This window comes from Candidatus Schekmanbacteria bacterium RIFCSPLOWO2_02_FULL_38_14 (assembly GCA_001790855.1).
Classification (GTDB): Bacteria; Schekmanbacteria; GWA2-38-11; order GWA2-38-11; family GWA2-38-11; genus 2-02-FULL-38-14-A.
Genome location: MGDH01000022.1, coordinates 121,661 through 144,285 on the forward strand (window position 1 = coordinate 121,661; position 22,625 = coordinate 144,285).

At 39.1% G+C, this 22,625-nt stretch carries 18 protein-coding genes and 1 pseudogene (1 of these 19 cut by a window edge); 2 read left to right on the top strand and 17 right to left on the bottom strand.

Annotated features, from left to right (window positions below; all coding sequences use genetic code 11):
* Positions 1-2,333, bottom strand: a pseudogene (locus A3H37_01475) (hypothetical protein) (it extends 904 nt beyond the left edge of the window).
* Positions 2,334-2,551: 218 nt separating this feature from the next.
* Complete coding sequence (locus A3H37_01480) at positions 2,552-5,431, bottom strand: hypothetical protein (protein OGL49686.1); 2,880 nt, start codon at positions 5,429-5,431, stop codon at positions 2,552-2,554.
* A 353-nt stretch (positions 5,432-5,784) separates the two neighbouring features.
* Between A3H37_01480 and A3H37_01485 the strand changes: the two genes are divergently transcribed.
* On the top strand, positions 5,785-6,006 hold the full coding sequence (locus A3H37_01485) for a hypothetical protein (protein ID OGL49687.1): 222 nt from the start codon (positions 5,785-5,787) through the stop codon (positions 6,004-6,006).
* Positions 6,007-6,271: 265 nt separating this feature from the next.
* On the opposite strand, the gene A3H37_01490 is transcribed toward A3H37_01485, so the two are convergent.
* The 5 genes from A3H37_01490 to A3H37_01510 form a co-directional block, all read right to left on the bottom strand.
* Entirely contained in the window at positions 6,272-6,466 is a 195-nt protein-coding gene (locus A3H37_01490; protein ID OGL49688.1) for a hypothetical protein, read from the bottom strand.
* Between the two features lie 99 nt (positions 6,467-6,565).
* The gene (locus A3H37_01495; GenBank protein OGL49689.1) at positions 6,566-7,273 is read right to left on the bottom strand and encodes a hypothetical protein; all 708 of its coding nucleotides are present in this window, start codon (positions 7,271-7,273) and stop codon (positions 6,566-6,568) included.
* A gap of 43 nt (positions 7,274-7,316) precedes the next feature.
* The gene (locus tag A3H37_01500) at positions 7,317-7,934 is read right to left on the bottom strand and encodes a hypothetical protein (protein ID OGL49690.1); all 618 of its coding nucleotides are present in this window, start codon (positions 7,932-7,934) and stop codon (positions 7,317-7,319) included.
* A 590-nt stretch (positions 7,935-8,524) separates the two neighbouring features.
* Positions 8,525-10,156 (bottom strand): chaperonin GroL, encoded by a 1,632-nt coding sequence (locus A3H37_01505; protein ID OGL49691.1) that lies wholly within the window; start codon positions 10,154-10,156, stop codon positions 8,525-8,527.
* A gap of 71 nt (positions 10,157-10,227) precedes the next feature.
* Positions 10,228-10,515: a co-chaperone GroES gene (locus tag A3H37_01510; GenBank protein OGL49692.1), complete on the bottom strand. Its 288-nt coding sequence runs from the start codon at positions 10,513-10,515 to the stop codon at positions 10,228-10,230.
* Between the two features lie 463 nt (positions 10,516-10,978).
* Here A3H37_01510 and A3H37_01515 point away from each other — a divergent pair, with 463 nt between their 5' ends.
* The gene (locus A3H37_01515) at positions 10,979-11,959 is read left to right on the top strand and encodes a cyclic pyranopterin phosphate synthase MoaA (protein ID OGL49755.1); all 981 of its coding nucleotides are present in this window, start codon (positions 10,979-10,981) and stop codon (positions 11,957-11,959) included.
* Between the two features lie 4 nt (positions 11,960-11,963).
* On the opposite strand, the gene A3H37_01520 is transcribed toward A3H37_01515, so the two are convergent.
* The 10 genes from A3H37_01520 to A3H37_01565 form a co-directional block, all read right to left on the bottom strand.
* Positions 11,964-13,127, bottom strand: coding sequence for a cell division protein FtsZ (locus tag A3H37_01520; GenBank protein ID OGL49756.1), 1,164 nt, complete (start codon positions 13,125-13,127; stop codon positions 11,964-11,966).
* 32 nt (positions 13,128-13,159) lie between these two features.
* The gene (locus A3H37_01525) at positions 13,160-14,398 is read right to left on the bottom strand and encodes a cell division protein FtsA (GenBank protein OGL49757.1); all 1,239 of its coding nucleotides are present in this window, start codon (positions 14,396-14,398) and stop codon (positions 13,160-13,162) included.
* A gap of 45 nt (positions 14,399-14,443) precedes the next feature.
* Complete coding sequence (locus A3H37_01530) at positions 14,444-15,301, bottom strand: hypothetical protein (GenBank protein ID OGL49693.1); 858 nt, start codon at positions 15,299-15,301, stop codon at positions 14,444-14,446.
* Entirely contained in the window at positions 15,298-16,239 is a 942-nt protein-coding gene (locus A3H37_01535) for a hypothetical protein (protein OGL49694.1), read from the bottom strand. Before A3H37_01535 ends, A3H37_01530 begins: the two co-directional genes overlap by 4 nt.
* Positions 16,229-16,504: a hypothetical protein gene (locus A3H37_01540; protein OGL49695.1), complete on the bottom strand. Its 276-nt coding sequence runs from the start codon at positions 16,502-16,504 to the stop codon at positions 16,229-16,231. Before A3H37_01540 ends, A3H37_01535 begins: the two co-directional genes overlap by 11 nt.
* Before the next feature lie 36 nt (positions 16,505-16,540).
* Positions 16,541-17,470, bottom strand: coding sequence for a UDP-N-acetylenolpyruvoylglucosamine reductase (locus A3H37_01545; protein ID OGL49696.1), 930 nt, complete (start codon positions 17,468-17,470; stop codon positions 16,541-16,543).
* Positions 17,471-17,508: 38 nt separating this feature from the next.
* On the bottom strand, positions 17,509-18,879 hold the full coding sequence (locus A3H37_01550) for a UDP-N-acetylmuramate--L-alanine ligase (protein ID OGL49697.1): 1,371 nt from the start codon (positions 18,877-18,879) through the stop codon (positions 17,509-17,511).
* A 35-nt stretch (positions 18,880-18,914) separates the two neighbouring features.
* The gene (locus A3H37_01555; protein OGL49698.1) at positions 18,915-20,009 is read right to left on the bottom strand and encodes an undecaprenyldiphospho-muramoylpentapeptide beta-N-acetylglucosaminyltransferase; all 1,095 of its coding nucleotides are present in this window, start codon (positions 20,007-20,009) and stop codon (positions 18,915-18,917) included.
* A 157-nt stretch (positions 20,010-20,166) separates the two neighbouring features.
* Positions 20,167-21,258: a cell division protein FtsW gene (locus tag A3H37_01560; GenBank protein OGL49699.1), complete on the bottom strand. Its 1,092-nt coding sequence runs from the start codon at positions 21,256-21,258 to the stop codon at positions 20,167-20,169.
* Position 21,259: 1 nt separating this feature from the next.
* Positions 21,260-22,609 carry a UDP-N-acetylmuramoylalanine--D-glutamate ligase gene (locus A3H37_01565; GenBank protein ID OGL49758.1) on the bottom strand — a complete coding sequence of 450 codons (1,350 nt, stop codon included), beginning with the start codon at positions 22,607-22,609 and terminating at the stop codon, positions 21,260-21,262.
* Positions 22,610-22,625: the final 16 nt, after the last annotated feature.

Sequence of the window (22,625 nt, forward strand, 5' to 3'; positions counted from 1 at the left end):
ATTCCTATACTAATACCGCCAAATTCATTTTTTTCAATAACGTTATTTTTTATAGTTAAAAAACTTGAATAGTTCGCCGCAATTCCTGCATTTGAATTTTTTATGGTAAATCCTTCAACTGTTACATTTTCTTCATAATTGATATTAATTGCCCAACTGCTATATTTAGCATCAATTACTGTATTTGCAGCAGCACCACCCATTAAAACAATACCTGATGACAATGTAAGCGGGAAAAATTCCTTGTCAGTTGAATAGGTTCCGGGATTTACAACAATTTCCTTTATTTCAATGCCTGAAGATTTGGCTGATTGTACTGCAAGGAGTGCCTCTGTGATTGATGAATAGGGACTTTGTTCAGAGCCATTCCCGCCGGATGAAGCTTTTGAGTCAACAAATATTTTTTCAGTACCTGCTTCTGGAATGTTCACCGGGAAATCCTTAGGATTCAGCGAGGCAGTGCCTTTGCTTATCTCTTCAATGTCAGAGTATCCGTCATTATCATCATCAGTATCAGCATTATCCCCTGTAACATCTTTATCTGTATCAATGGTTTCAGAAGGATTCTGCGGAAAGGCATCAAAAAAATCTATCACCCCATCGTTATCAAAATCTTTTTCATCTGGAGTAGGAATTGAAACCACATAAAGACCAAAGGCTGTATCCAGAATAAAACCATAATCCCCGTTGATTTTGATTTTTTTGGCACTGCTTGGTGTATCAATAACACCAACTGATTTGATATTTTCTTTATTACTTATATCAAAAACCTGAATACCTACCTCATGGCTTGCCAGATACACAAAGTTTCCGGATATTGCTATGTCAGCATATTTACCTTCGATTGTCCGGATACTGGGAATTTCAACCGGAGATTCAGGAGTGCTTATATCAACAACATGAAGCTTATCTTCATAATAATCTACATAATAAAGATAATTGCCTGAGATTGAAATTGATGAAGAAACAGCTTCTCCAAATGAATACAAGATACCCGGTGAAAAAGGATCCTTGATATCTATAGGTATAATACCTGATTCTCCGCTTGCCACATAAAGAAAATTATCTTTAATTTTTAAGTCAGAAGGGATATGATAAATGTCTATAATGATGTATGAAAGATTGTCTATATCAATTATAAAAATCTTACCGTTTTCGTTTACCCTGTTTTGATATAATATAAAAAAATATTGATTCTGCTTTAAAGTTTTAATTGGAATATCCAAATCCTCTACTGGCAAATCAATATACTTTATCAAAGCATCCGGGATTCCGTCGCTATCTGAGTCTTTTTGAAAATCAATACTCGCAGGATTATTTACATCAATAACAAAAAGCCTATTTGGGTCGTAATTAACTAAATAACAGATATTGTTATCTACTAACAAAGATTGAGCTGATAAATTTTTTCCAAGAGCTTGTGAAAAGGTATTAACTATTTTTGGTTCAATGGGGTTAGAGATATCTACAATCTGCAAACCTGAAAATCTGTCAGCAATAAATGCATAATTTCCGGAAATATCTAGGTCTGTTGGCAGGTCCGGCGTATCAACTGAACCAACAATGGCAAAAAATGTTACAGATTCTCCGGGGATTGATGGCGAGGTGACATTTATCTTTAAATCCTTATCAGAATTTCCAAGCTTAACCCTGAATTTTGCCCTGCCTTTTGAGTCAGTATAAATTCTTGTGCTGTTTTTAGATTTGAATGCCCTGTTTTCATTTTTCTTTTCCTCTGCTTCTGAACCTGTGATTATCTCCCCCTCACCCTTATCAACTGAGATATTAATTGGAACCTTAGGAGCGGGTTTTCCGAGTTCGTTCTCAACTGCTATTATGAAGGGTTCCTTTAAAATCTTACCGAGATTGCCTGTCTGATTGTTGCCTGATATCGGGATTATCTTTGCTGGTTTAAATGCGGCTCCCTTCTTCTTTGCTTCAAGGCTTATATTTCCCTCAACAGAGTTCTTATTGGTGTCAGTTGCAATTACTTTGAAAGAGATTTTTCCCGGCTTTTGCGGTGAGATTTTAAACCTTCCTGAATATATCCCGTCCCCTGAAGCGATATCTCCATTTTTCCCATTGTCCTGAAGGGGTCCGGTTTTTACCCAACCTGAGCCTTTTTTTATTTTAACCACTACATCTTCTAAATTGTTCTCCGGGACTAATATCTCTGCAGAAATTGTGATTTCTGATGCCCTGTTTGCCAAAATTGCCTGAGGGGTTATTGATGGAATACTCATTACAGGAGAATCCGCGTAGGAGCTGCTTGTCAGCAAAGAGATGATAAAAGCAATGGTTATGGGCAGAAAATTTCGGGTTAATTTATTCATCTTTTTATTAAATCAAAAAAATATCCTTGAAGTTTTCAGGCTGTCCTAAAATGTCATTGCGAGGAGCGAAGCGACGAAGCAATCTCAGAAATATTATTGTTATTAAGGAGATTGCCACGCTCCCTTTGGTCGCTCGCAATGACAGACATGGAATTGTCGGACAGCCTGCTCTGCTACGGGGTATTTTAAGTTTTAAAAAGCAAGGCTTCGCTTTTCATCTACTCTGTAATCCTCGTCCCCTTTTTTATCTTATCCTGCCCGCTTAAGATTTTTGCAACAGAGTCCTTTTCAGAAACATGGATGATTTCTATTTTTCCCGATTCCTCTCCTGCTCTGCTGATTGCCTTCATCTGCAATCCCTGCCTTGCTCCCTGAGAAGAACCAATATCAATGGTTATTTCTCCGTTTTTGCCGGATTCTGTAATCTCACCCCTAAGAGGGAATTCTTTTGAGATTTTCTCATTTATCTTTTTTGAAATTTCTTTTGCAATTTCGCCAAGAGATTTATTCTTACTGAAGCTTTCAGCAAAGGCAAACTTTATGCCGGAGGTTTCTGTTTCAATCATCCGCAGGCTCACCTGAATATCATCACCAAAACGCATAATGCCTCCTGTTGAGATGAGTTTTGCTGACAGGATTTTCCCGACCCTCAATGCTGTCTCATTATCAGCAAGGTCAGTTTGAGAAAGCTTTAACTCTTTTAAGAGTTTATCAAGGGCTTCCCTTTCAATAATCTTTATTCTTCCGCTTTCCTGCAGGCTATTTGTTATTGCCAAAGCCAGAAACTCGTTTTCCCCCTCTCTTTTTGATTTTTCACCCTTATTTTCAAAGCCTATGAATGTTGCTGTCAGCGGCTTTGAACTCCACTGGTTTTTTTCTCCCGCAACTCCTCCTTTTTTCTGGTATTGGGAGACTAAATCCTTTACAAGAGAATCAATTTTGTCCTGCTGCTCCTTATCCTCAGCAAACTTAATTTTCTTTTCTGCACCGGCTAAAAGGATTCTGCTCATCTCATCCTTTGGGTTGAGCTCAAGAGCCTTTTTGTAAAGAGCTATTGCCTCCGGTGTTTTTCCATCCTTTTCAAGCAGGAATGCCTTGTTCGCAAAATCAAGATATTGAGATGAAGAGTCTTTTGGCAGAGCAGTATAGATAATCTGGGTTTTCGATTTTCCTCCGGTTATTACTCCTGAATAATTTATTGCAAGGATTATGGCTGCAAGGAAGAGGAGAAGCACTGTTGATGGCAGTATAATTCTTGAAATCCTTTCTGTGTCGCCACGGAATTTCCCAGCCTCGATTACTTTTTTAATTTTAGGTTCAAGCTCTTTTTCGTGCTCTTCTTCTGTTTCCTCTTCTCCAGAAACTTCGAGGTATCTGAACTGAGGGTCCCCGTAGAGCATATAGCTTGCCCAGACTATTGTTTCCTCTCCATAGATTTTAATCAGATTCTGTCTTGACAGCCTTACAGCCTCGCCGATGCTTGTGCCCTTTAAAAGCTCCTGATATAGGCTGATTGCAAATTTCGAGCTTGACTCATCCATTACCTCCCAGAATGTTCCAATGTAGTGCTGGACTCCTGAGATTAGGAAGGCATTGGCAATTCCATAAATCCTCTGCTCATATTTCTCATCAATCTTCCATTCTTCTGTTCTTCCTGAATGGCATGCATTGGAAAATACAAGGGCGGGAAAGGGGCTTGAACCCCTCATACTCATCAGATCCTGCGCGCTGAGTTTGCCGTCGCTCAGAAGCCATCCGCTGTCAGAAGGATTTTTCTCATTATAGTCAGCATGTCCTGCATAATGGATAATATCAAAATTCCTTATTTTTTCCTTTACATAGTTAGCCCTGATATTGCTGCTTTGGAATGTGGTATTGATTAAATCCTCTTTCTCAAGGAGATTTCTTACCCTAAGACCTTCTTCGTAGGATGCGTTTAAATCCCCTTTCGGGTCTGCGAGAATTAAAATTTTAAGCGGTTTTTCAACCTTTCTTATCCTTGTTTCTGTTATGTCAAATCTTGTGGAAACAACCCTTCCTATATTAAATTTAAGGCAGAAAAATTCATTGCCGTCATAAATGAGTTCCCAAGGAATCTGGACAAGTTCATCATCAATATTGAGAATCATGGAGGTTGCCTTTGTAGAGGTTAATTTTTTCTTGGTTTCCAGAGGAAGGATCTGGTCATAAAGGACCTGCCCTGTTTCACGCAGTTTCAGTAGTATTTCTTTTGAGAGTTTCCCCTGCTTGTTTGCATTATTGAGGAGTCTTGTTACTTCACCGCAATAACGGCTGATGTCATTTTCAGAAACAGAAATTTCCTCATAGTGCCTTACTGTTACAACGCTTGATGACGCCCTTTCATAGGAGCTTATCTTTAATTTTCCTTCTTCCTTTGAAATCTCAAGCACAAAGACCTTTTCCTCTTCAGCTTTTTTCCCTGAGACTTTTTTTTCAGAAATAGTCCTTGTCTTGCTTGTCAGTATATCTTCATCAGTCCATATAACCCTGTAAATCTCTATTTCCTCTGCTTTTCCCTTTAGTTTTGAACTTTTTAAATGGCGGCATATGATTTCTTCAGAATTTTTTATGTTGGTATATACTGATTTTGAGATTACTATCTGGTCAGGTTCTGCAAGGGGTTCAATGCGCGCCGCAGTGTTTACCACATCGCCGAAGATGTCATTTTCTTCAACGATTCCCTTTCCCTGATTAATTCCAGTCCTTATATGAATCTGTTTGTTGGAATCTTTGTTTTGGTTAAAGCCAAAAAGTTTCTGCTGCATTTTTATTGCCGCTTTAACTGCATCTTCAGGATTCTCAAAGGAAGCCATTATGGCATCTCCGATTGTTTTGATGATTTTTCCGCTGTTTTCCTCTATGACAGGGAAGAGGAGGTCGTTATGTTCATGAACCATAAGGCGACCATCAAAGTCTCCCCTTGTTTCAAAAAATGCGGTTGATTCGCAGATATCAGTAAACATTACTACGATTTCTCTTGAATATTTTTTTTCAAGCTCAGCATCAAGCTCGCTTCGTAGTTTCAGGAGAGTTTTTATATCCTTCTGTTTTTCCTCTTTTTTTTCATTTTCTTCCATGCTTTTTCTCCCATATTGTGAGGTTTCTGCAATATCTCTTTATTGGTCATTGCAAGGAACGACTTGCCTACCGGCAGACAGGTAGTGACGCGGCAATCTCATTTCAGCTGTAAACTTTTAAGAGATTGCTTCGCTTTGCTCGCAATGACATGCGAGGAAACTTATACACAATAATAGTATAAAAATTTTTTCATAGCTTCCTCATACTTTAATAGACGACGCTCTATAAAAATCCTTGCATGCTAAAACCTGTGGTTGCCAAATCTGTGTAATCTCTCTTTAATCTCTGTAATCCTGTTTGAAATTAAAAATGTATTATTGATGAAACAAGTAGCAGATGCTGTTTTACATCAATGGTTGAATTTGGCACACTAGAGACTAAACCTTCAGCATCGTTTCCAAAACGATACGAGTCAAAGTCTATGATAACAGGACCTATTGATACACCTGAGCCAACAGGATTAAGGGTTGACGGAACCTCAGCCATCTGGGAATTGGAATATGACGGAACAGAGAAAACAAAAAATAGAAACAAGAAAATTCTTATTGATTTTAAAATTTCAGTTCCTCCTTGATAAACACATACTACTTCAAGGTTTGCCCCTACATTTTGTCTGTGGACAGGCGAGACCTACCTACCGCAGGCAGGCGCCTGTTCTACTGTTTTTCAATCTTCCTTCCTAATAGACGAATGAAATCTTAAAACCTTGCAAGAAATTTTTGAGAACTCAGAAAAATCAAATATCAGAAAATCTATTAAAACAACGCAACCTAAAGGTTACGAATGCAAACTTAATAAATTATTTGGTGGTAAGAAGTTTTTAATTAAGTATTGTGTTTTTAGATATAGGTTATTGGTTTTTTTGTCAATGCTTTAAATTGTTTAACTTTATCATCTCTTCTTGCTTTTAATAGACGAGGGAGGGGAGGAAACCTTGCAGGGAAATTTTTGATTTTTAGTTTTTGAATTTTTGTATGATTGTCGCTAGTAGTCCGTATACCGTATTCCGTAATCCATAGTTTAGTTGAAAGCAAAGCTTCGCTTTGCAGCTACATTTTACAATCCAGAATCTGCATTTTGATAGTTAGGAGCCGGTTGAAATGAGTTGAGCGGTTTAAACAGGTAAAAAAAGACTAACTAATCAGGCTTAATGAGAATTCGCCAACAGTCTCGCCCTTTTCTGAAATCTTTATATAGTAGTTTTTTGGTTCTATGTTTTCAAAACAGAGAAAATCATCTTCCATAGTATCTGATGCAAGCTCTCTGTTCTCATCTTTCAGGCTGACCACAAGGTTTTTTACACTCTTTTTCCTTTTGCTCAGGGTTCTTACTTTTAAATTTACAAGAGCTTCTACCTTTTCTACTTCAATTTCAAGGTCTATTTCCCCAATTTTTTTTACAAAAGAAAAACTCTGATAGGATTCCTTTTCGTCTTTACCCCTTACAAATACAGGCGCTAATCTTGGTATAAGGAGTGTGGTATCAAGAGAAGTTTCCACTATCTTAATTATACCTTTTGCTATTTCTATTACGACATCAAAGGTACTCTTTTTGCTTTCAGATAGCTTTAATACCTTATCAATAAGAGCCTTTGAAGGCTTAAGGAAGAGTTCATCTTTGGCTGCCTTCTTGGCAAGGATAACCTCATCAAGACACTTTTCACACTGTGAGAGGTGTTTTTCAACAGCTTCTTTTTCCTTTTCATCAAAGAGGTTATCAAGATAGCAGGAGATAAGCTCTTCTGAGAGACAGTTTTTCACAGAAAAAGAGGTTTTTGTTTTCATAACCTTTTTAAAAGTCATTTCAAATTTGTCTTCTATGTTTTTGTTTCTATTTTCCATAAATTCCTCCAATCCATATAGACGAACTGGTTCTAATTTTCTTTCAAGAGTTATCAAATTTTTTTAAAATTTTTTCAAATTTATCCAAAAGCCTTGATTTCTTGCTGTAAATTGCATTAAGTGACAGGTTCATAGTATCTGCAATTTCTTCCGTTTCCATTTCCCTTTCATAATAGAGCGTTAAAAAGAGTTGGTCTTCAGGAGAAAGCTCATTGATAATTTTTTCTTTTAGCTTTTCCATTTCCTCTCTTTTAATTTTTTCATCAGGAAGCTCTCTTTCATCCCTTAAAACTTTTGCAGGGGAATTCTCGTTTTCATTCTGATTATCAATAGAATCAGATTCTTTATGTGTTCTTAAAAAATCAAGGACAATTCTTGTGGCAATTGTTCTTATCCATGTTGCAGGGCTACAGCCATTCTTTCCTTCAAACTGGTGGAGCTTTTTGCAGTTATTCTCAAAAAGTTTCAGGAATATATCGCTGAAAAGATCATCAACGTCGTCTTTGGTATAACGAAAATTCTTTATTTTGAATATTTTGTGGATAGAGCTGTAGATAAGACATGAATATTTATTTACAAAAAGTTTCCATGCTTTCTTGTCACCCTGAGCACACTTTTTGAAAAGTTCTAAGTCTTCTGAATCTGGTTTTTTATCAGTCATAGTAAATTAAAAAAATGTAGAAACAATTCTACTCTCTTCAGTATGTTCCATAGTGTCATTGCGAGCGATAGCGAAGCAATCTCAATTTAGCTGTCAGCTACCAGTCATCAGCAGTCAGTTTCTTAAGTAGATTGCTTCAGGGTTAAAGCCATTCGCAATGTATCATGAGGAATATCTTGCGACAACAATGCTGGTGTTTTTTCAAAAAGCTTTTAATATCCATAATCACAGATGTGAATTAATTTCCAGAAAAATTTAACATAATATATTTCCCCATTTAATCCTGTGATATCAATTGCTATGGCAAGATTATTATAAATCCTGTGAAAAAAGGCTATTGTGTGAAGTGTGGTGGCTTCTGTGTCAATATAGTTGAGACACCTTCCCTATGATAAATTAGAGTAGAGGGCGGGGAAGAGAAAACATAATGATAGCTGAAAAGGAAAGCAGACAATGTCCAGAATACGACAACATCACCTTCATAGAGATTCAATCCCTGACCTTATGAAGCTTTTAAACAAAAAAGCCCTTCCCTGAAACCGGAAAGGGCTTTTTGATATAGCACAGCAAATCTCTTGCTTCTCTCTATCTTAGTACATTCCTCCGCCTGGAGGCATTTGAGGCATTCCACCCATTTCTTTCTTCTCTTCAGGTTTCTCTGTGATGAGCGCTTCGGTTGTTATGAGAAGCGCAGCAATGCTTGCGGCATTCTGCAGGGCTGACCTTGTAACCTTTGTCGGGTCAATAATTCCTGCTTTCATCAGGTCCTCATATTCCTCTGTCTCTGCGTTGAATCCAAAGGATCCCTTTTCAGTCTTTACTCTCTGAACAACGACAGAACCTTCAGCGCCTGCATTGTTTGCAATCATTCTTATTGGTTCTTCCATGGCGCGCTTTACGATTTCAATACCTATCTGTTTGTCACCATCAAGCTTTATTTTTTCAAGTGCTGGTATGCATCTTAAAAGGGCAACTCCGCCGCCAGGAACGATTCCTTCTTCTACTGCAGCCCTTGTTGCGTGAAGCGCATCTTCAACCCTTGCCTTTTTCTCTTTTAATTCTGTCTCAGTGGCTGCTCCAACATTGATTATTGCAACTCCTCCAACAAGTTTCGCAAGTCTTTCCTGAAGTTTTTCCTTGTCGTAATCAGATGTTGTTTCTTCAACCTGTGCTCTTATTTGCTTTACCCTGCCTTCAATTGATTTTGAATCGCCTGCGCCTTCAATTATTGTTGTATTATCCTTGTCAATAATAACCTTTTTGCACTCTCCCAGATCCTCAAGCTTTACATTTTCAAGCTTCAGTCCAAGGTCTTCAGCAATAACCTGTCCTTTTGTCAGTATTGCAATGTCCTCTAACATTGCCTTTCTCCTGTCACCAAAACCCGGAGCCTTTACAGAACAGCAATGGAGCGTTCCTCTCAGTTTATTAACAACAAGAGTTGCAAGAGCCTCACCCTCAACCTCTTCTGCAATAATCAGGAAATTTTTTCCTGTTTTTGCAATTTTTTCAAGTATTGGAAGAAGGTCTTTCATGTTGCTTATTTTCTTTTCGCAGATAAGGATGTAAGGATTTTCTAAAATACACTCCATTCTTTCTGCATCTGTAACAAAGTATGGAGACAAGTAACCGCGGTCAAACTGCATTCCCTCCACTACTTCAAGGGTTGTTTCCATGCTCTTTGCTTCTTCAACTGTAATGACTCCATCCTTTCCAACCTTCTCCATTGCCTCGGCAATCAGGTTTCCGATTGTGGAATCATTATTTGCAGAGATTGTTCCAACCTGGGCTATTTCTTTCTTGTCTTTTGTTGGCTTGCTCATTTTCTTAAGCTCATCAATCACTGTCTCAACAGCCTTTTCAATCCCTCTCTTGAGTTCCATCGGATTAGAACCTGCTGTAACATTTTTTGAACCTTCTCTGAAAATAGCCTGAGCAAGAACTGTAGCTGTTGTGGTGCCATCTCCTGCAACATCGCTGGTCTTGCTTGCAACCTCTCTTACCATCTGAGCACCCATATTTTCAAACTTATCCTCAAGCTCGATTTCCTTTGCAACTGTTACGCCATCCTTTGTAATTGTTGGTGAACCAAAGCTTTTATCAAGAACTACATTTCTTCCCTTTGGTCCAAGTGTTACTGCAACTGCCTGAGCCAGAATATTCACACCCTTTAAAATTTTACTTCTGGCTTCATCACTAAATAGAATCTGTTTAGCTCCCATAAGGAAAACCCTCCTTTTAAAATTTTTCTGTCTTTACTGTTTCTTTAGTCAGGAAAGACACAATTCTGTTTTTATTCAATAACACCGAGGATATCGTCTTCTCTCATAATCGAATACTCTTCGCCTTTAATCTTGACCTCTGAACCTGCATACTTGCTGAAAAGAACCTTGTCACCCACCTTTACATCAAGAGGGGCGATTTTTCCATCCTCAAGCATCTTTCCTTTGCCCACAGCAATAATCTTTCCTTCCTGTGGTTTCTCCTTTGCTGTATCAGGAATAATAATTCCTCCCTTGCTTTTTTCCTCTTCCTCAAGCCTCTGAACTAATATACGGTCGTGTAATGGTCTGATTTTCATACCTTAAACCTCCTTTTTAATAAAAATCAACAAGTTATCTTGTGGATAATTAAACTAAAAAATTTTAAATCTGCTGTAGATATTGCAACAGAATTTAGAAAACCCTCACCCCCTTTTCTATTAGCTATTAGCACTCTCTCTGAGCGAGTGCTAATTATAAGAATCTATAAAAAATTTGCAAGTCTTTTTTTTTTAAAATTGAGAACTGTTTGATAAATAATAGCATTTTTTGCTGGTTGAACAGATATGTCGTTTGTCACTTAAAGCTAATTGTCATTCTATCATCTGGTAGCCTGAATTTCTTTTATTTACTCCTGACTTTTCTTTTTAGGATTGACATATTGGGTTTAATTATATATTCAAAAAAAAGATTCAAGGATTCGAGGGGCAAGGGTTCGAGGGATTTTAGAATTTAGAATTTGGATTAAAATTTTGATATTTGATTTTTGATTTTTTAACCATGCTGATTGACACACAAAACAGAGTAATCAATTATCTCAGGGTTTCGGTTACTGACCGCTGCAACCTGCGCTGTATATATTGTATGAGCAGAGACGGGGTTGATATTAAGGCGCGCTCAGAAATCCTCTCCTTTGAAGAGCTTGAAAAGATAATCTCAGTAGCAACAAAAAGCGGTGTTACCAAGGTGCGAATAACCGGAGGAGAGCCGCTGATTAGAAAAGGGCTTATTGATTTCATTTCACGGATTTCAAAGCTTCCTGAAATAAAAGACCTGAGTATGACCACAAACGGAATCCTGCTTAAAGATTATGCCTCCTTATTAAAGTCCGCCGGGCTTCAGAGAGTAAATGTAAGCCTTGATACCCTTAGCCCTGAAAAATACAGAGAAATAACAGAAAACGGAGAGATTGAAAGGGTCTGGAGCGGAATATTTGAAGCAGAAAGGATAGGGCTTTTACCAGTGAAAATCAATCTCGTTGTAGTGCGCGGCTTAAATGACAATGAGCTCTGTGATTTTGCGCAACTCACAAGAAAATATCAATATGATATCCGTTTCATAGAATATATGCCGGTTGGCGCAACAAACTACTGGAGCAGGGAAAAATTCATGGCAAGCTCTGAAATACTGGAAAGAATCAGCCGCAGATTAGGAGAATTAACACCTCTTGAAACAGAAAATCACAGCCCTGCAAAATATTTTCAGCTCGCCAATTCAAAAGGAAGAATAGGGGTAATAAGCCCTATTTCAAATCATTTCTGCAGCAGCTGCAACAAGCTCCGCCTTACATCGGATGGAAGGCTTAGGGCGTGCTTATTCTCTGATGATGAGGTTGACCTTAAAGCAATTCTGAGAAGCAACTACAACACAGATGATATAAACAATCTTCTTAAGGAAGCTGTTTTGAGAAAACCTAAAGATCACAATTTAAAAGAAGGTGAATCCTTTCTTTTAGAAAGAACTATGTCACAGATTGGCGGATAATTTTTTAATCAACCTTCCTTCTCAAAAATGCAGGAACTTCCAAGTCATTCTCATCATATATAACAGGCTCATCCATGATTTTTCCGGAAACCGCCTTTATTACTACATTTTTTCTCCTCATATAAGTTGGTATTTCTATATTTTCAGGATGGAACTGGTAGATAGCTCCCTTCCCTTCATCTCTTTTAATGGGAATAATTTTCTGTGATTCCTCTTTTCCGAAGCCTGTTGCAATCACTGTAACCATCATCTCATCTTCAAGCCTTTCATCAATAACAGCGCCGAGTATTATGAGGGCTTCCTCATGAACACATTCATTGATAATTGATGCTGCTTCAGTTATCTCGTGAAGTGTAACATTTGCTCCACCGGTTATATTTATCAGGACTCCCTTTGCGCCTTCAATTGAACCGTCCTCCAGAAGCGGGCTTGAAATCGCTTTTTGTGCAGCTTCACCTGCCCTTCCTTCTCCTGAAGCAACACCTGTTCCCATTATGCATCTCCCCATGCTCTCCATTACTTTTCTTACATCAGCAAAATCAACATTTATACGTCCGGGCTTTACTATTATATCTGATATGCCCTGAACTGCCTGTTTCAGTACATCATCAGCAAGCTGGAATGATTCGAGGAAAGGAAGTGTTCTTCCGGCAATATTTAAAAGCCTCTGGTTTGGCACAATAATCAGGCTGTCAACAACTTTTCTAAGTTCTTCAATGCCTTCTTCTGCAATCCGTGTTCTCGGTTTACCCTCAAAAAGAAAGGGCTTTGTCACAACTCCGACTGTTAGCGCATTGCAGTCCTTTGCTATCCGCGCAATTACAGGCGCAGCCCCTGTTCCGGTTCCGCCTCCCATACCTGCAGTAATAAATATCATATCAGCCCCTTTGCAGGCTTCTAAAATCTTGTCAGTATCCTCAAGTGCAGATTTTTTCCCAACAGAGGGGTCCGAACCAGCACCCAACCCCTTTGTTGTTTTTTCCCCAAACTGGATTTTTTGGGATGCAAGAGACGCTTTCAGAGCCTGCACATCCGTGTTTGCTGCAATGAACTCAACACCTGAAAGAGATGCCTTTACCATTGTGTTAATTGCATTCCCGCCACCGCCACCAACACCAAAAACCTTTATTTTAGCAGTACACCTTAAATCTTCTTCAAATTCTAACATGCCTTCACCTCCATTTAAAAAAAATTGAAGCTTTAGAAGAATTCCTGAACCCATTCTTTCATTCTCTTGATGATTTTATTAAACATCCTGTCATCTGAACCCCCGCCAAGCCCTTTTCTTCCTCTGTTTCTACTCCCGTAAAGCACAAGTCCTACAGCTGTGGAATAAATAGGACTATTAACTATATCAACAAGCCCTCCGACTCCGCTTGGGGTTCCAATGCGCACAGGAAGCTCAAACACCTGCTCTCCTATGTTCTGTATCCCTTCCATTATTGAAGCACCTCCAGTAACCACGATTCCTGAAGCAATCAAATCCTCTATGCCTGAACGCTTTATTTCCTGGCGGATTAAAGTTAAAATCTCCTCAACCCTTGGCTGGATTATTTCACTTAGAATCTTTCTTGAAAGGACTCGTGAATCCCTGCCGCCAACACTTGGCACTTCAACGGTTTCATTTGCCTTGACAAGCAAAGCAGAGGCAGAGCCAAATCTCCTTTTTATCATCTCAGCATCTTTTGTTGGAGTCCGCAGACCTACAGCTATGTCATTTGTCACGTGGTTCCCTCCCAGTGCTATGACAGACGTGTGCTTAATGCTTCCCTGATAATAAATTGCAAGGTCCGTTGTGCCTCCTCCAATGTCCACAAGAGCCACGCCAAGCTCCTTTTCATCAGCTGTAAGCACTGCCTCGCTTGAAGCCAACTGCTGCAGGACAATGTCCCTTACATTAAGCCCTGCGCGGTTACAGCTTTTGATTATATTCTGGGCTGAAGTAACAGCCCCTGTAACAATGTGGACCTTAACCTCAAGCCTCACTCCTGACATTCCAAGCGGGTCTCTTATTCCATCCTGGTCATCTACAATGAATTCCTGCGGCAAAACATGTATTACTTCCCTGTCAAGCGGCATTGCCACGGCAGTTGCAGCATCCACTGCACGCTGAATATCCTTGGTAGTAACTTCCTTGTCCTTCACTGCAACAACACCATGGCTGTTAAAACCCCTTATATGGCCACCTGCTATCCCTGCATAAACAGAATCAAACTCAACTCCTGCCATGAGTTCTGCTTCTTCAACTGCTTTTTTTATGGAATTAACCGTACTCTCAATATTTACAACCACTCCCTTTCGTAGTCCGAAGGAAGGATATGTTCCTATCCCGACAATCTCTATCTCTCCTGATTTTGAGATTTCAGCCACAAGCGCACATATTTTGGTTGTACCGATATCAAGCCCAACTACGATATCATCTTTTTTGCCCACGCTAATCACCACCTTTAACTGAATTTAGTTTTAAATTTTTATTAAAAGTTTTCATAAAATGTCTCCTTTATTTTTATCCGCCCGCTTAATAGGCATAACTATAACCCTGTTTTTAAAACGAAGGTCAATATAAGATACCAGCGGAAATGCCTCTTTCTTATTTGAGCTGAAGGCTTTGAGCTTTTTTATTTTCTCATCCAGGTTCCCAACTCCGAGATAAATCTGCCCCGGATAATTTTTTACAGTCAAGACAGGGTTTGACGGGTCTTTTACATCAATTGTTGAAATATCCGACACAGGAATCAGTCCTTTGCCCTGAATTTCCTTAAGAGTCTCTATTCCGGTTTTAAGATTAAGAGATGAAATCTTATCTCCTTCCTTCATGGATATATTCTCATTAAATCCTGAAATCACAGGGAGTTCTTTTTTCTCTGTCCCGATGGTTCTGCTAAGAATTACTCCTTCCTCATCTATGAGATTCAGGTTATCAAGCTTTATCAGAGCAAATGGCGAACGCTCGTTAACTGCTATGGAAATTTTATTTGGAAACCTTCTTCTCATATCAACCCCTCTTATCCACGGATTTCCAACAAGCATTGATGCAGCTTCTTCTAAATTTACAGCAAGAAAATTTTTTCCTTCTATTCCTGAAATTTTTTTGATTTCATCTTCAGAGAGACTCCTGTTGCCGCTCACCTTGATATTTTTTGCTTTTAGAAATTCTATTCTGAACAAACCCCATGGCGCATATTTCCAGACATAGAACGCTGAAGCAGAAACAAACACCAAGACTATTATGCTATAAATAAAAGTCTTGTTCTTGATAGAAAAGAAATTTATATTCCTTCTCTCTGCCCTGCCTTTCTTCTGCCTTTTATTTCTTATCCGTGTTCTTTTATAATCTTTCAACTTACAGATTCCTCCAGCATTATCTCAACAAGTCTGTTAAAGCCGATACCTGCCTTTGAAGCTGCCATTGGAAGAAGGCTTGTTTCTGTCATTCCCGGAATAGTATTTGCTTCAAGAATAAATGGTCTGTTATCAGGAGTCAGACGGAAATCAATCCTCGGCGCACCCTTACATCCAAGCGCAAGGTATGCCTTCATGGCAATATCCTGAACCTTCTCTGCTGCTCTGGATGGAATTTCAGCCGGGCATATATATTTTGTTTTACCCATTTTGTATTTTGACCTGTAATCATAAAAACCGCTTTTTGGAACCATCTCAACAATTGGAAGAGGGCGGTTTTTCAGAATTCCAACCGTAAGGTCTCTCCCTTCTATATATTTTTCTATCAAAATTGTGCTGTCAAAAGACAGCGCCCGGGAAACAGCTTTTTTCAAATCTTTTTTTGACGAAACAATACTGATTCCGATGGTTGACCCTCCTGTTGCAGGCTTTACAACAACCGGGAGTTTTACTGATTGAGTCTTTATGAATTTTTCAATTCCGCTTCTCTTGCCTGAATAAATCCAGAATTCAGGTGTTGGAAGCCCGTGATAGAAAAATATTTCCTTTGAAAGTATTTTATCCATAGCAACAGCACTCGCACATACCCCTGAACCCGTATAAAGGATTCCCATTATCTCCAAAACCCCCTGAATTCCTCCATTCTCACCCCAACCGCCATGCAGGGCAATGAAAGCAACATCAATTTTTGTTTTTAAAAGTTTTTCAATTATATCTTTGTCAGCATCTATTCTTGATGCCTTGTATCCTGAAGCTTTAAGCGCTCTGAATACAGCCGTTCCTGTTTTCAAAGAAATCTCCCTCTCGGGAGAAGTTCCTCCCATGATTACGCCAATCCGTCTCTCTTTTAGCGATACCGTTTTCTTTTTAGCTCCCATTCTCTTTTCCCAAATTTCCTCTCGAATCTCTTTTCATTTTCTCAAACTTATTATCTATAAACTTAATTATCTGAGTGTGCAGTTCCTTTGAGTTTGCTGCAACAAGCGACTGAATATTCCATTCATCAGAGCTTGTCATAAAAGTATCTTCAAGCCCCACAACTGCTCCCTTGCCGGTTATTTCAGATGATGAAGCCTTCCCGAGAAAAGGAAACGCTTCCTTTTTAATTTCTTTAGCAAGCTCTATTGTAATATTGTTCAACATAATCGCTTTCACAGGGTTCAATGGGTCCAAATAGTTTCAAATAAATCCCTCACCCAGCAGAACAATTTCAAGTTCAAGGTTAATCCTGAATTTTTCCCATACCTTTTCTTTAATCTCGCATATCAACTTATAAACATCCTTTGCCTTTGCTTTGCCTGTGTTTACAATGAAGTTTGCATGCTTTGCTGAAACGTGAGCATCTCCGCACCGTTTTCCCTTAAGCCCTGCCATATCTATCAGTTTCCCTGCATTGTAACCCGGAGGATTTTTAAATACAGAACCTGCAGTAAATGAACTGCATGGCTGTGTTTTTTTTCTCATCAACTTGTACTTTGCTGCCAGTTTATCAAAAATTTTCTTATCCCTTTTTTGCAATTTAAACCACGCCCCTGTTATGATATAGTCATCAGGAATGTTACAGCTTCTGTATTCAAAGGAGATTTCTTTTTTTGAGATTTCCCTTATCTCTCCCTCAGAATCTATAACCTGAAGCCTCTCAAGCCTTTCAGATATGCACATGCCAAAAGAACCTGCATTTCCCTTTATGCTTCCACCAACAGTACCGGGGATTCCGCAGGCAAATTCCAGGCTTCCAATCCCCTCTTTCCCAAGCCCCATTATCATAAGAAGGAGATTTACACCGCCCTGTGAAAAAACCATTCTGAAATTTTTCGCAACGCTCTCCACTACTTCAAACCTGTTAAAAGTTTTCGAAAGGTTTATTACTACTCCATCAAATCCCCAGTCGCTTACAAGCAAGTTAGTTCCTTTTCCGATTGTAAAATAAGGCATCCTGTTTTTTAAGCAGAAAGATACCACACCGCTTATTTCCTGAATTCTTTCCGGAAAAACCATCGCCCGGCATTTTCCGCCTATTCTGTAAGATGTATATTTATCCATTGAAACTTCAAACCTGATTCTGTCTTTGAAAATATTTTTAAGTTCCTTTATTTTTTGAACTTCCATAACCTTCCAAATTTTTTTAATTTTTTAATCCTATATAGCTATGATTGCCTGCCTTTTAAAAAAGCCTCGCCTATTTTATAAACATCACCTGCACCAAGAGTAATCAGAAGGTCTCCTTTCTCTGTTACCTTGAAAAGATGTTTCAGAATATCCTTCCTTTCCTTTATATGGCTTACATTTTTATGCCCATGGGCCATAATTCCCTCACGCAACTTATCGCTGTCAATACCATCAATTGGCTTTTCTCCTGCAGCGTATATATCCGCGAGTATGAGCAAATCAGCGTCATAGAAGGACTTGAAAAACTCCTCCAGAAGGTCCTGAGTTCTTGAATAGCGGTGAGGCTGAAAAAGGGCAACAATCCTTCCTGTCCAGTTTTCTCTTGCTGCTTTCAAGGTAGCCTTGATTTCTGTTGGATGATGCCCGTAGTCATCAACAACAGTCACTCCATCCCTCTTACCCTTTACCTGAAATCTCCTCTCAATTCCCGAGAACCCCTCAAGGGCTTTTTTGATGTCATCAAACTTTATCCCAAGTTCAATTCCAACTGCGATTGCTGCAAGGGAATTGCAGATGTTGTGGATTCCTGAAATTTTCAATTTAATCCTCCCAATCACATTATTATGTTCTATGACATCAAACTCAGATTTAAATCCTGAAAAATTTATGGAAGCTGCTGTATAATCAGCCTGCCCTTTCAATCCATAGGTTATAAGTCTCTTCTCTATTGCAGGAATTATGCTCTGAATATTTTCATCATCCATGCATATTACCGAAACCCCGTAAAATGGTACCTTATTGATGAAGTCTGAAAAGGTTTCTTTGATTTTTTCAAGACTCCCGTAGTAGTTCAGATGCTCCCTGTCTATGTTTGTTATCACTGCTATTGATGGTGTAAGGCTCAAAAATGAGCCATCACTCTCATCAGCCTCTGCAACCAGAAACTCTCCCTGTCCAAGCTTCGCGTTTGTTCCAAGGCTGTTAAGTCTTCCGCCAATAACAACTGTCGGGTCAAATCCTGCATGGGCTAAAATCTGGGATATGAGTGAGGTTGTAGTGGTTTTCCCGTGAGCGCCTGCAACTGCAATCCCGTATTTCATTCTCATAAGCTCTGCAAGCATTTCAGCACGGGGAATAAGGGTAATCTTTTTTGTAATGGCTGATTTTACCTCAGCATTTTCCTGTGTAACAGCTGATGAGTAGACAACAACATCAGCGCCTTCAGCATTTTCTGCCCTGTGACCTTTACAGATTTTTGCTCCAAGCCTTGAAAGCCTTCTTGTAACCTTTGAAGGCTTAAGGTCTGAACCGCTCACCTGGTAGCCGAGGTTTAACAACACCTCTGCGATACCGCTCATACCTATTCCTCCAATTCCAATAAAATGGATTTTCAAGTCTTTTTTGTACATTTTATTTCATCAAATCCTAAGCCGTAAATTTCAAATTATCCCCTTATTAACTCCTCACACGCATCCACTAATGTCGCAGCAGCGTCACCCTTTGAAAATTTACTGCTGTTTCTGCTGAGTTCATTAATTTTATTTCCCCTCGTTATCAAACTTATGATTTTCTCAGATAAAATTTCTCCATTGAGTTCTTTGTCAAGAACCATCAGAGCCGCATTCTCATCAGCAAACGCCCTGGCATTTAATTCCTGATGATTATTTGCCGCGTATGGGAAAGGAATCAGTATTGACGCCTTGCCGCATTCTGACAGCTCACTCAGTGTTATTGCGCCTGCGCGGCATACAACAAGGTCTGCAATTGCATAGGCATTTTTCATTTCTTCTATATAAGGAGTAACATAATTCCTTATCATGTTTTTGTTGTACTCCTCCTTTACAAACCCGAAATCGTTCTTCCCTGTCTGATGCACTATCTGAAGCATATCAGAATATTTCTCAAGTATTGGCAGTGCCTGAACAACGCATTGATTGATTCTTCTTGCTCCCTGACTTCCGCCAAAAACAAGAAGGGTAAAACAGTTCTCCTTCATCCCCCACTGCTTTAAAGCCTCTTCTCTTGAGCCCCTGTTGATATCTCTGCGCACAGGGTTACCAGCGACAACAACCTTCTCTTTCTTGAAAAACTGCGTTGATGATTCAAAATTAACCCCAACCCTTTTCACAACCTTTGAAAGTATCCTGTTGGTCAGACCCGGATAAAAATTCTGCTCAAGTATTATTGTTGGCAGACGCAGCATAGCAGCGCAGAAAACTGTTGGTCCCGAGGCATAACCGCCAACTCCAATTACTATGTCAGGTCTGAAGCTAAAAATAATCTTCATAGCCTGAAAAAATCCCATTGGTATTTTCAAAATGCCTTTAACCATGTCATTTAAAGACTTTTCTTTTATTCCTGATGCCTCAATCAGCTTTAAATTCATCCCATGAGCCGGAATTATTCTTGCCTCAAGCCCTGAAGCTGTGCCAACAAAAAGTATTTCAGAATCAGGTTTTCGCTTTTTTATCTCATTAGCGATTGCAATGCCGGGATAGATATGTCCTCCAGTTCCTCCACCGGCTATAATTGCTCTCACAAGAATTTTCCACCTATCAAATTCTTTTTGTAGAAACAGGTTTTTAAACCTGTTAACAACAGACCTGAAGGTCTGTTTCTACAAATTCGCAGGCTAAAGCCTGCGGCTACAAAAATTAATACATCAACTTAGTCACCTCAGTCTAACTCTCTGATTTTCACGCATGGTCCGAGATACTCAGGAGAACTCCAACTGAAAACAGAGACAACACAACTGAAGAACCTCCATAGCTTATAAATGGCAGAGGCAGCCCTTTTGTTGGAAAAAGCCCCAGTGTAACACCAATATTTATTGCACTCTGCAGCCCTAGTAACAGCGTGATTCCAAGGGAAAGAAAAGTTCCAAAAAGGTCTCTGGAATTCATCGATATCCTGATTCCCCTCCATATTAATGTAAAAAACAAAAAGATTACTGCTGAAACTCCTATAAAACCAAGTTCTTCTCCAATAATTGAAAAAATAAAATCTGTATGTGGCCACGGGAGGTAGAAGAGTTTTCCCTTCCCTTCCCCTATTCCGGTTCCCCATATCCCGCCACTGCCGAATGCCAGAAAAGATTGGACTATCTGGTATCCTGTATCAAGCTGGTCACTCCATGGGTCAAGAAAAGCAAGAATCCTTCTCCTCCTGTAAGAAACATTTAAAATTGAAAAATATAAAAATGGCAGTGAAGCAAGAACAAGATAGATTAAATGGCGGAGCTTTGCACCTCCTGCAAAAAGGAGCAAAAAGGTCGTTGATGCCATTACAATCACTGTGCCAAGGTCCGGCTGGAGCATGATTAACATGCAAAAGATTCCAAGCATTATCAGAAGCGGTAGCGTGCCATTGAAAAAGTCGTGAATTTTTTCTTTCCTTTTTGAAATGGAATAGGCTGTATAGAGAACAAGGCTGAATTTGGCAAGCTCTGAAGGCTGAAAAACAAACCCGAATATGTTCAGCCATCTTCTTGCCCCGTTTTTTTCAAGGCCTAATCCAGGTATTAAAACTGCAATGAGCATTATGAATGAAAGAAAAAGGAAGGGAACTGCAAGATTCCTGAGACGGGTGTAATCAAAGTGCATGACAATTGCCATCAATACAAACCCCATGAACAGGAAAACCAGTTGTTTCTTTAGGAAGTAGTAGGAATCATTCTTCCCCTCAAGAGCAATAATTGCGCTCGCACTGTAAACCATTATTGCTCCTATTCCTGTCAGAACAAGAGTAATGAAAAGAAGCAGATGGTCATATGCATATTTTCTTGGCATATTACTTAAGCCCCATTACAGCCCTCCTGAAGGCAACTCCCCTTTCCTCATACGAGTTGAACATATCAAAGCTTGCACAGCCCGGGGAAAGAAGTATTATGTCTCCTGAAGATGCTGCTTCAAATGATTTTTTTACAGCGTCATTCATATCGCTTGCATTAATTGAGTGAGTAAATCCGTTTAAAGACTTTTTAATCTTCTCCTTGGCTTCACCAATCAAAACAAGTTTTTTTACTTTTGATTTTACCAAATCCCTGAGCATATCAAAGTCGCCTTTCTTATCCCTGCCTCCTGCAATCAATATAATTGGAGAGGAATAGCTCATAAGGGATTTAACCACAGCCCCAACATTTGTCCCCTTTGAGTCATTAATAAACCTGACCCCGTTTAGCTCCCTGACAAATTCTATCCTGTGAGAAGGAGGTTTGAATTCACTTAAAACCTTTTTAATTGTCTCCGGTTCAACATGACAAAGACTGCAGGCAGTTATTGCAGCAAGGGCATTCTCAAGATTATGAAGCCCTTCAAGTTTTACATCACACAAAGAACAGACAGCTTTTACACTATTTTGAAAGCCAAAAAATATTTCGCCGCCTTTTACAAAACATCCGTTGTTAATTACTTCTTTTGTACTGAAATAGAGCACTGAAGCTCCTGTTTGGGGTGAAAGTTTTCTCAGCATCAGGTCATCATAGTTTAATACCAAAAAGTCCTTTTTTTTCTGTTTCTCAAAAATTCTGTATTTTGTTCGGGAGTATTCTTCAATGCCTTTGTATCTGTCCATGTGGTCAGGAGTAATGTTTAAAATAAGGCTGATAAAAGGCTTGAAATTGACAACCTCTTCAAGCTGAAAGCTTGAAACTTCAACCACCAGATAATCATATTCCTGAGAGTTCAGAGCAAATTCTGAAAGAGGTGTCCCGATGTTTCCAAGTCCCAAGGACCTGTAACCAGCAGCAATTAAAAGTTCATTTATGAGCTTTGTTGTTGTGGTTTTACCGTTTGTACCTGTTATTGCAATTACAGGTACTTGTAAAAAATTATAGGCAAACTCTATCTCGCTCACTATTTTTATCCCCATATTTCTTGCCTTTAAAAGTATAGGTATTGTGCCTTGTATGCCTGGAGAAACCACTATTAAATCGATTCCCTTAAGAAGCGATTCAGGATGGGAACCAAGGAAAAATCTAACATCAGCGCCTTCAAGCATTTTAATATGCTCATTTAATTCTTCCTGAGATTTTATGTCAGAAACCATAACATCTGCGCCAAGGCTATTGGCAAGTCTTGCTGCTGCAACTCCTGTTCTTGCAAGACCAAGTATGAGGAGTTTTTTGCCTTTAACTTCCAATCCGTTAAACTTTTTT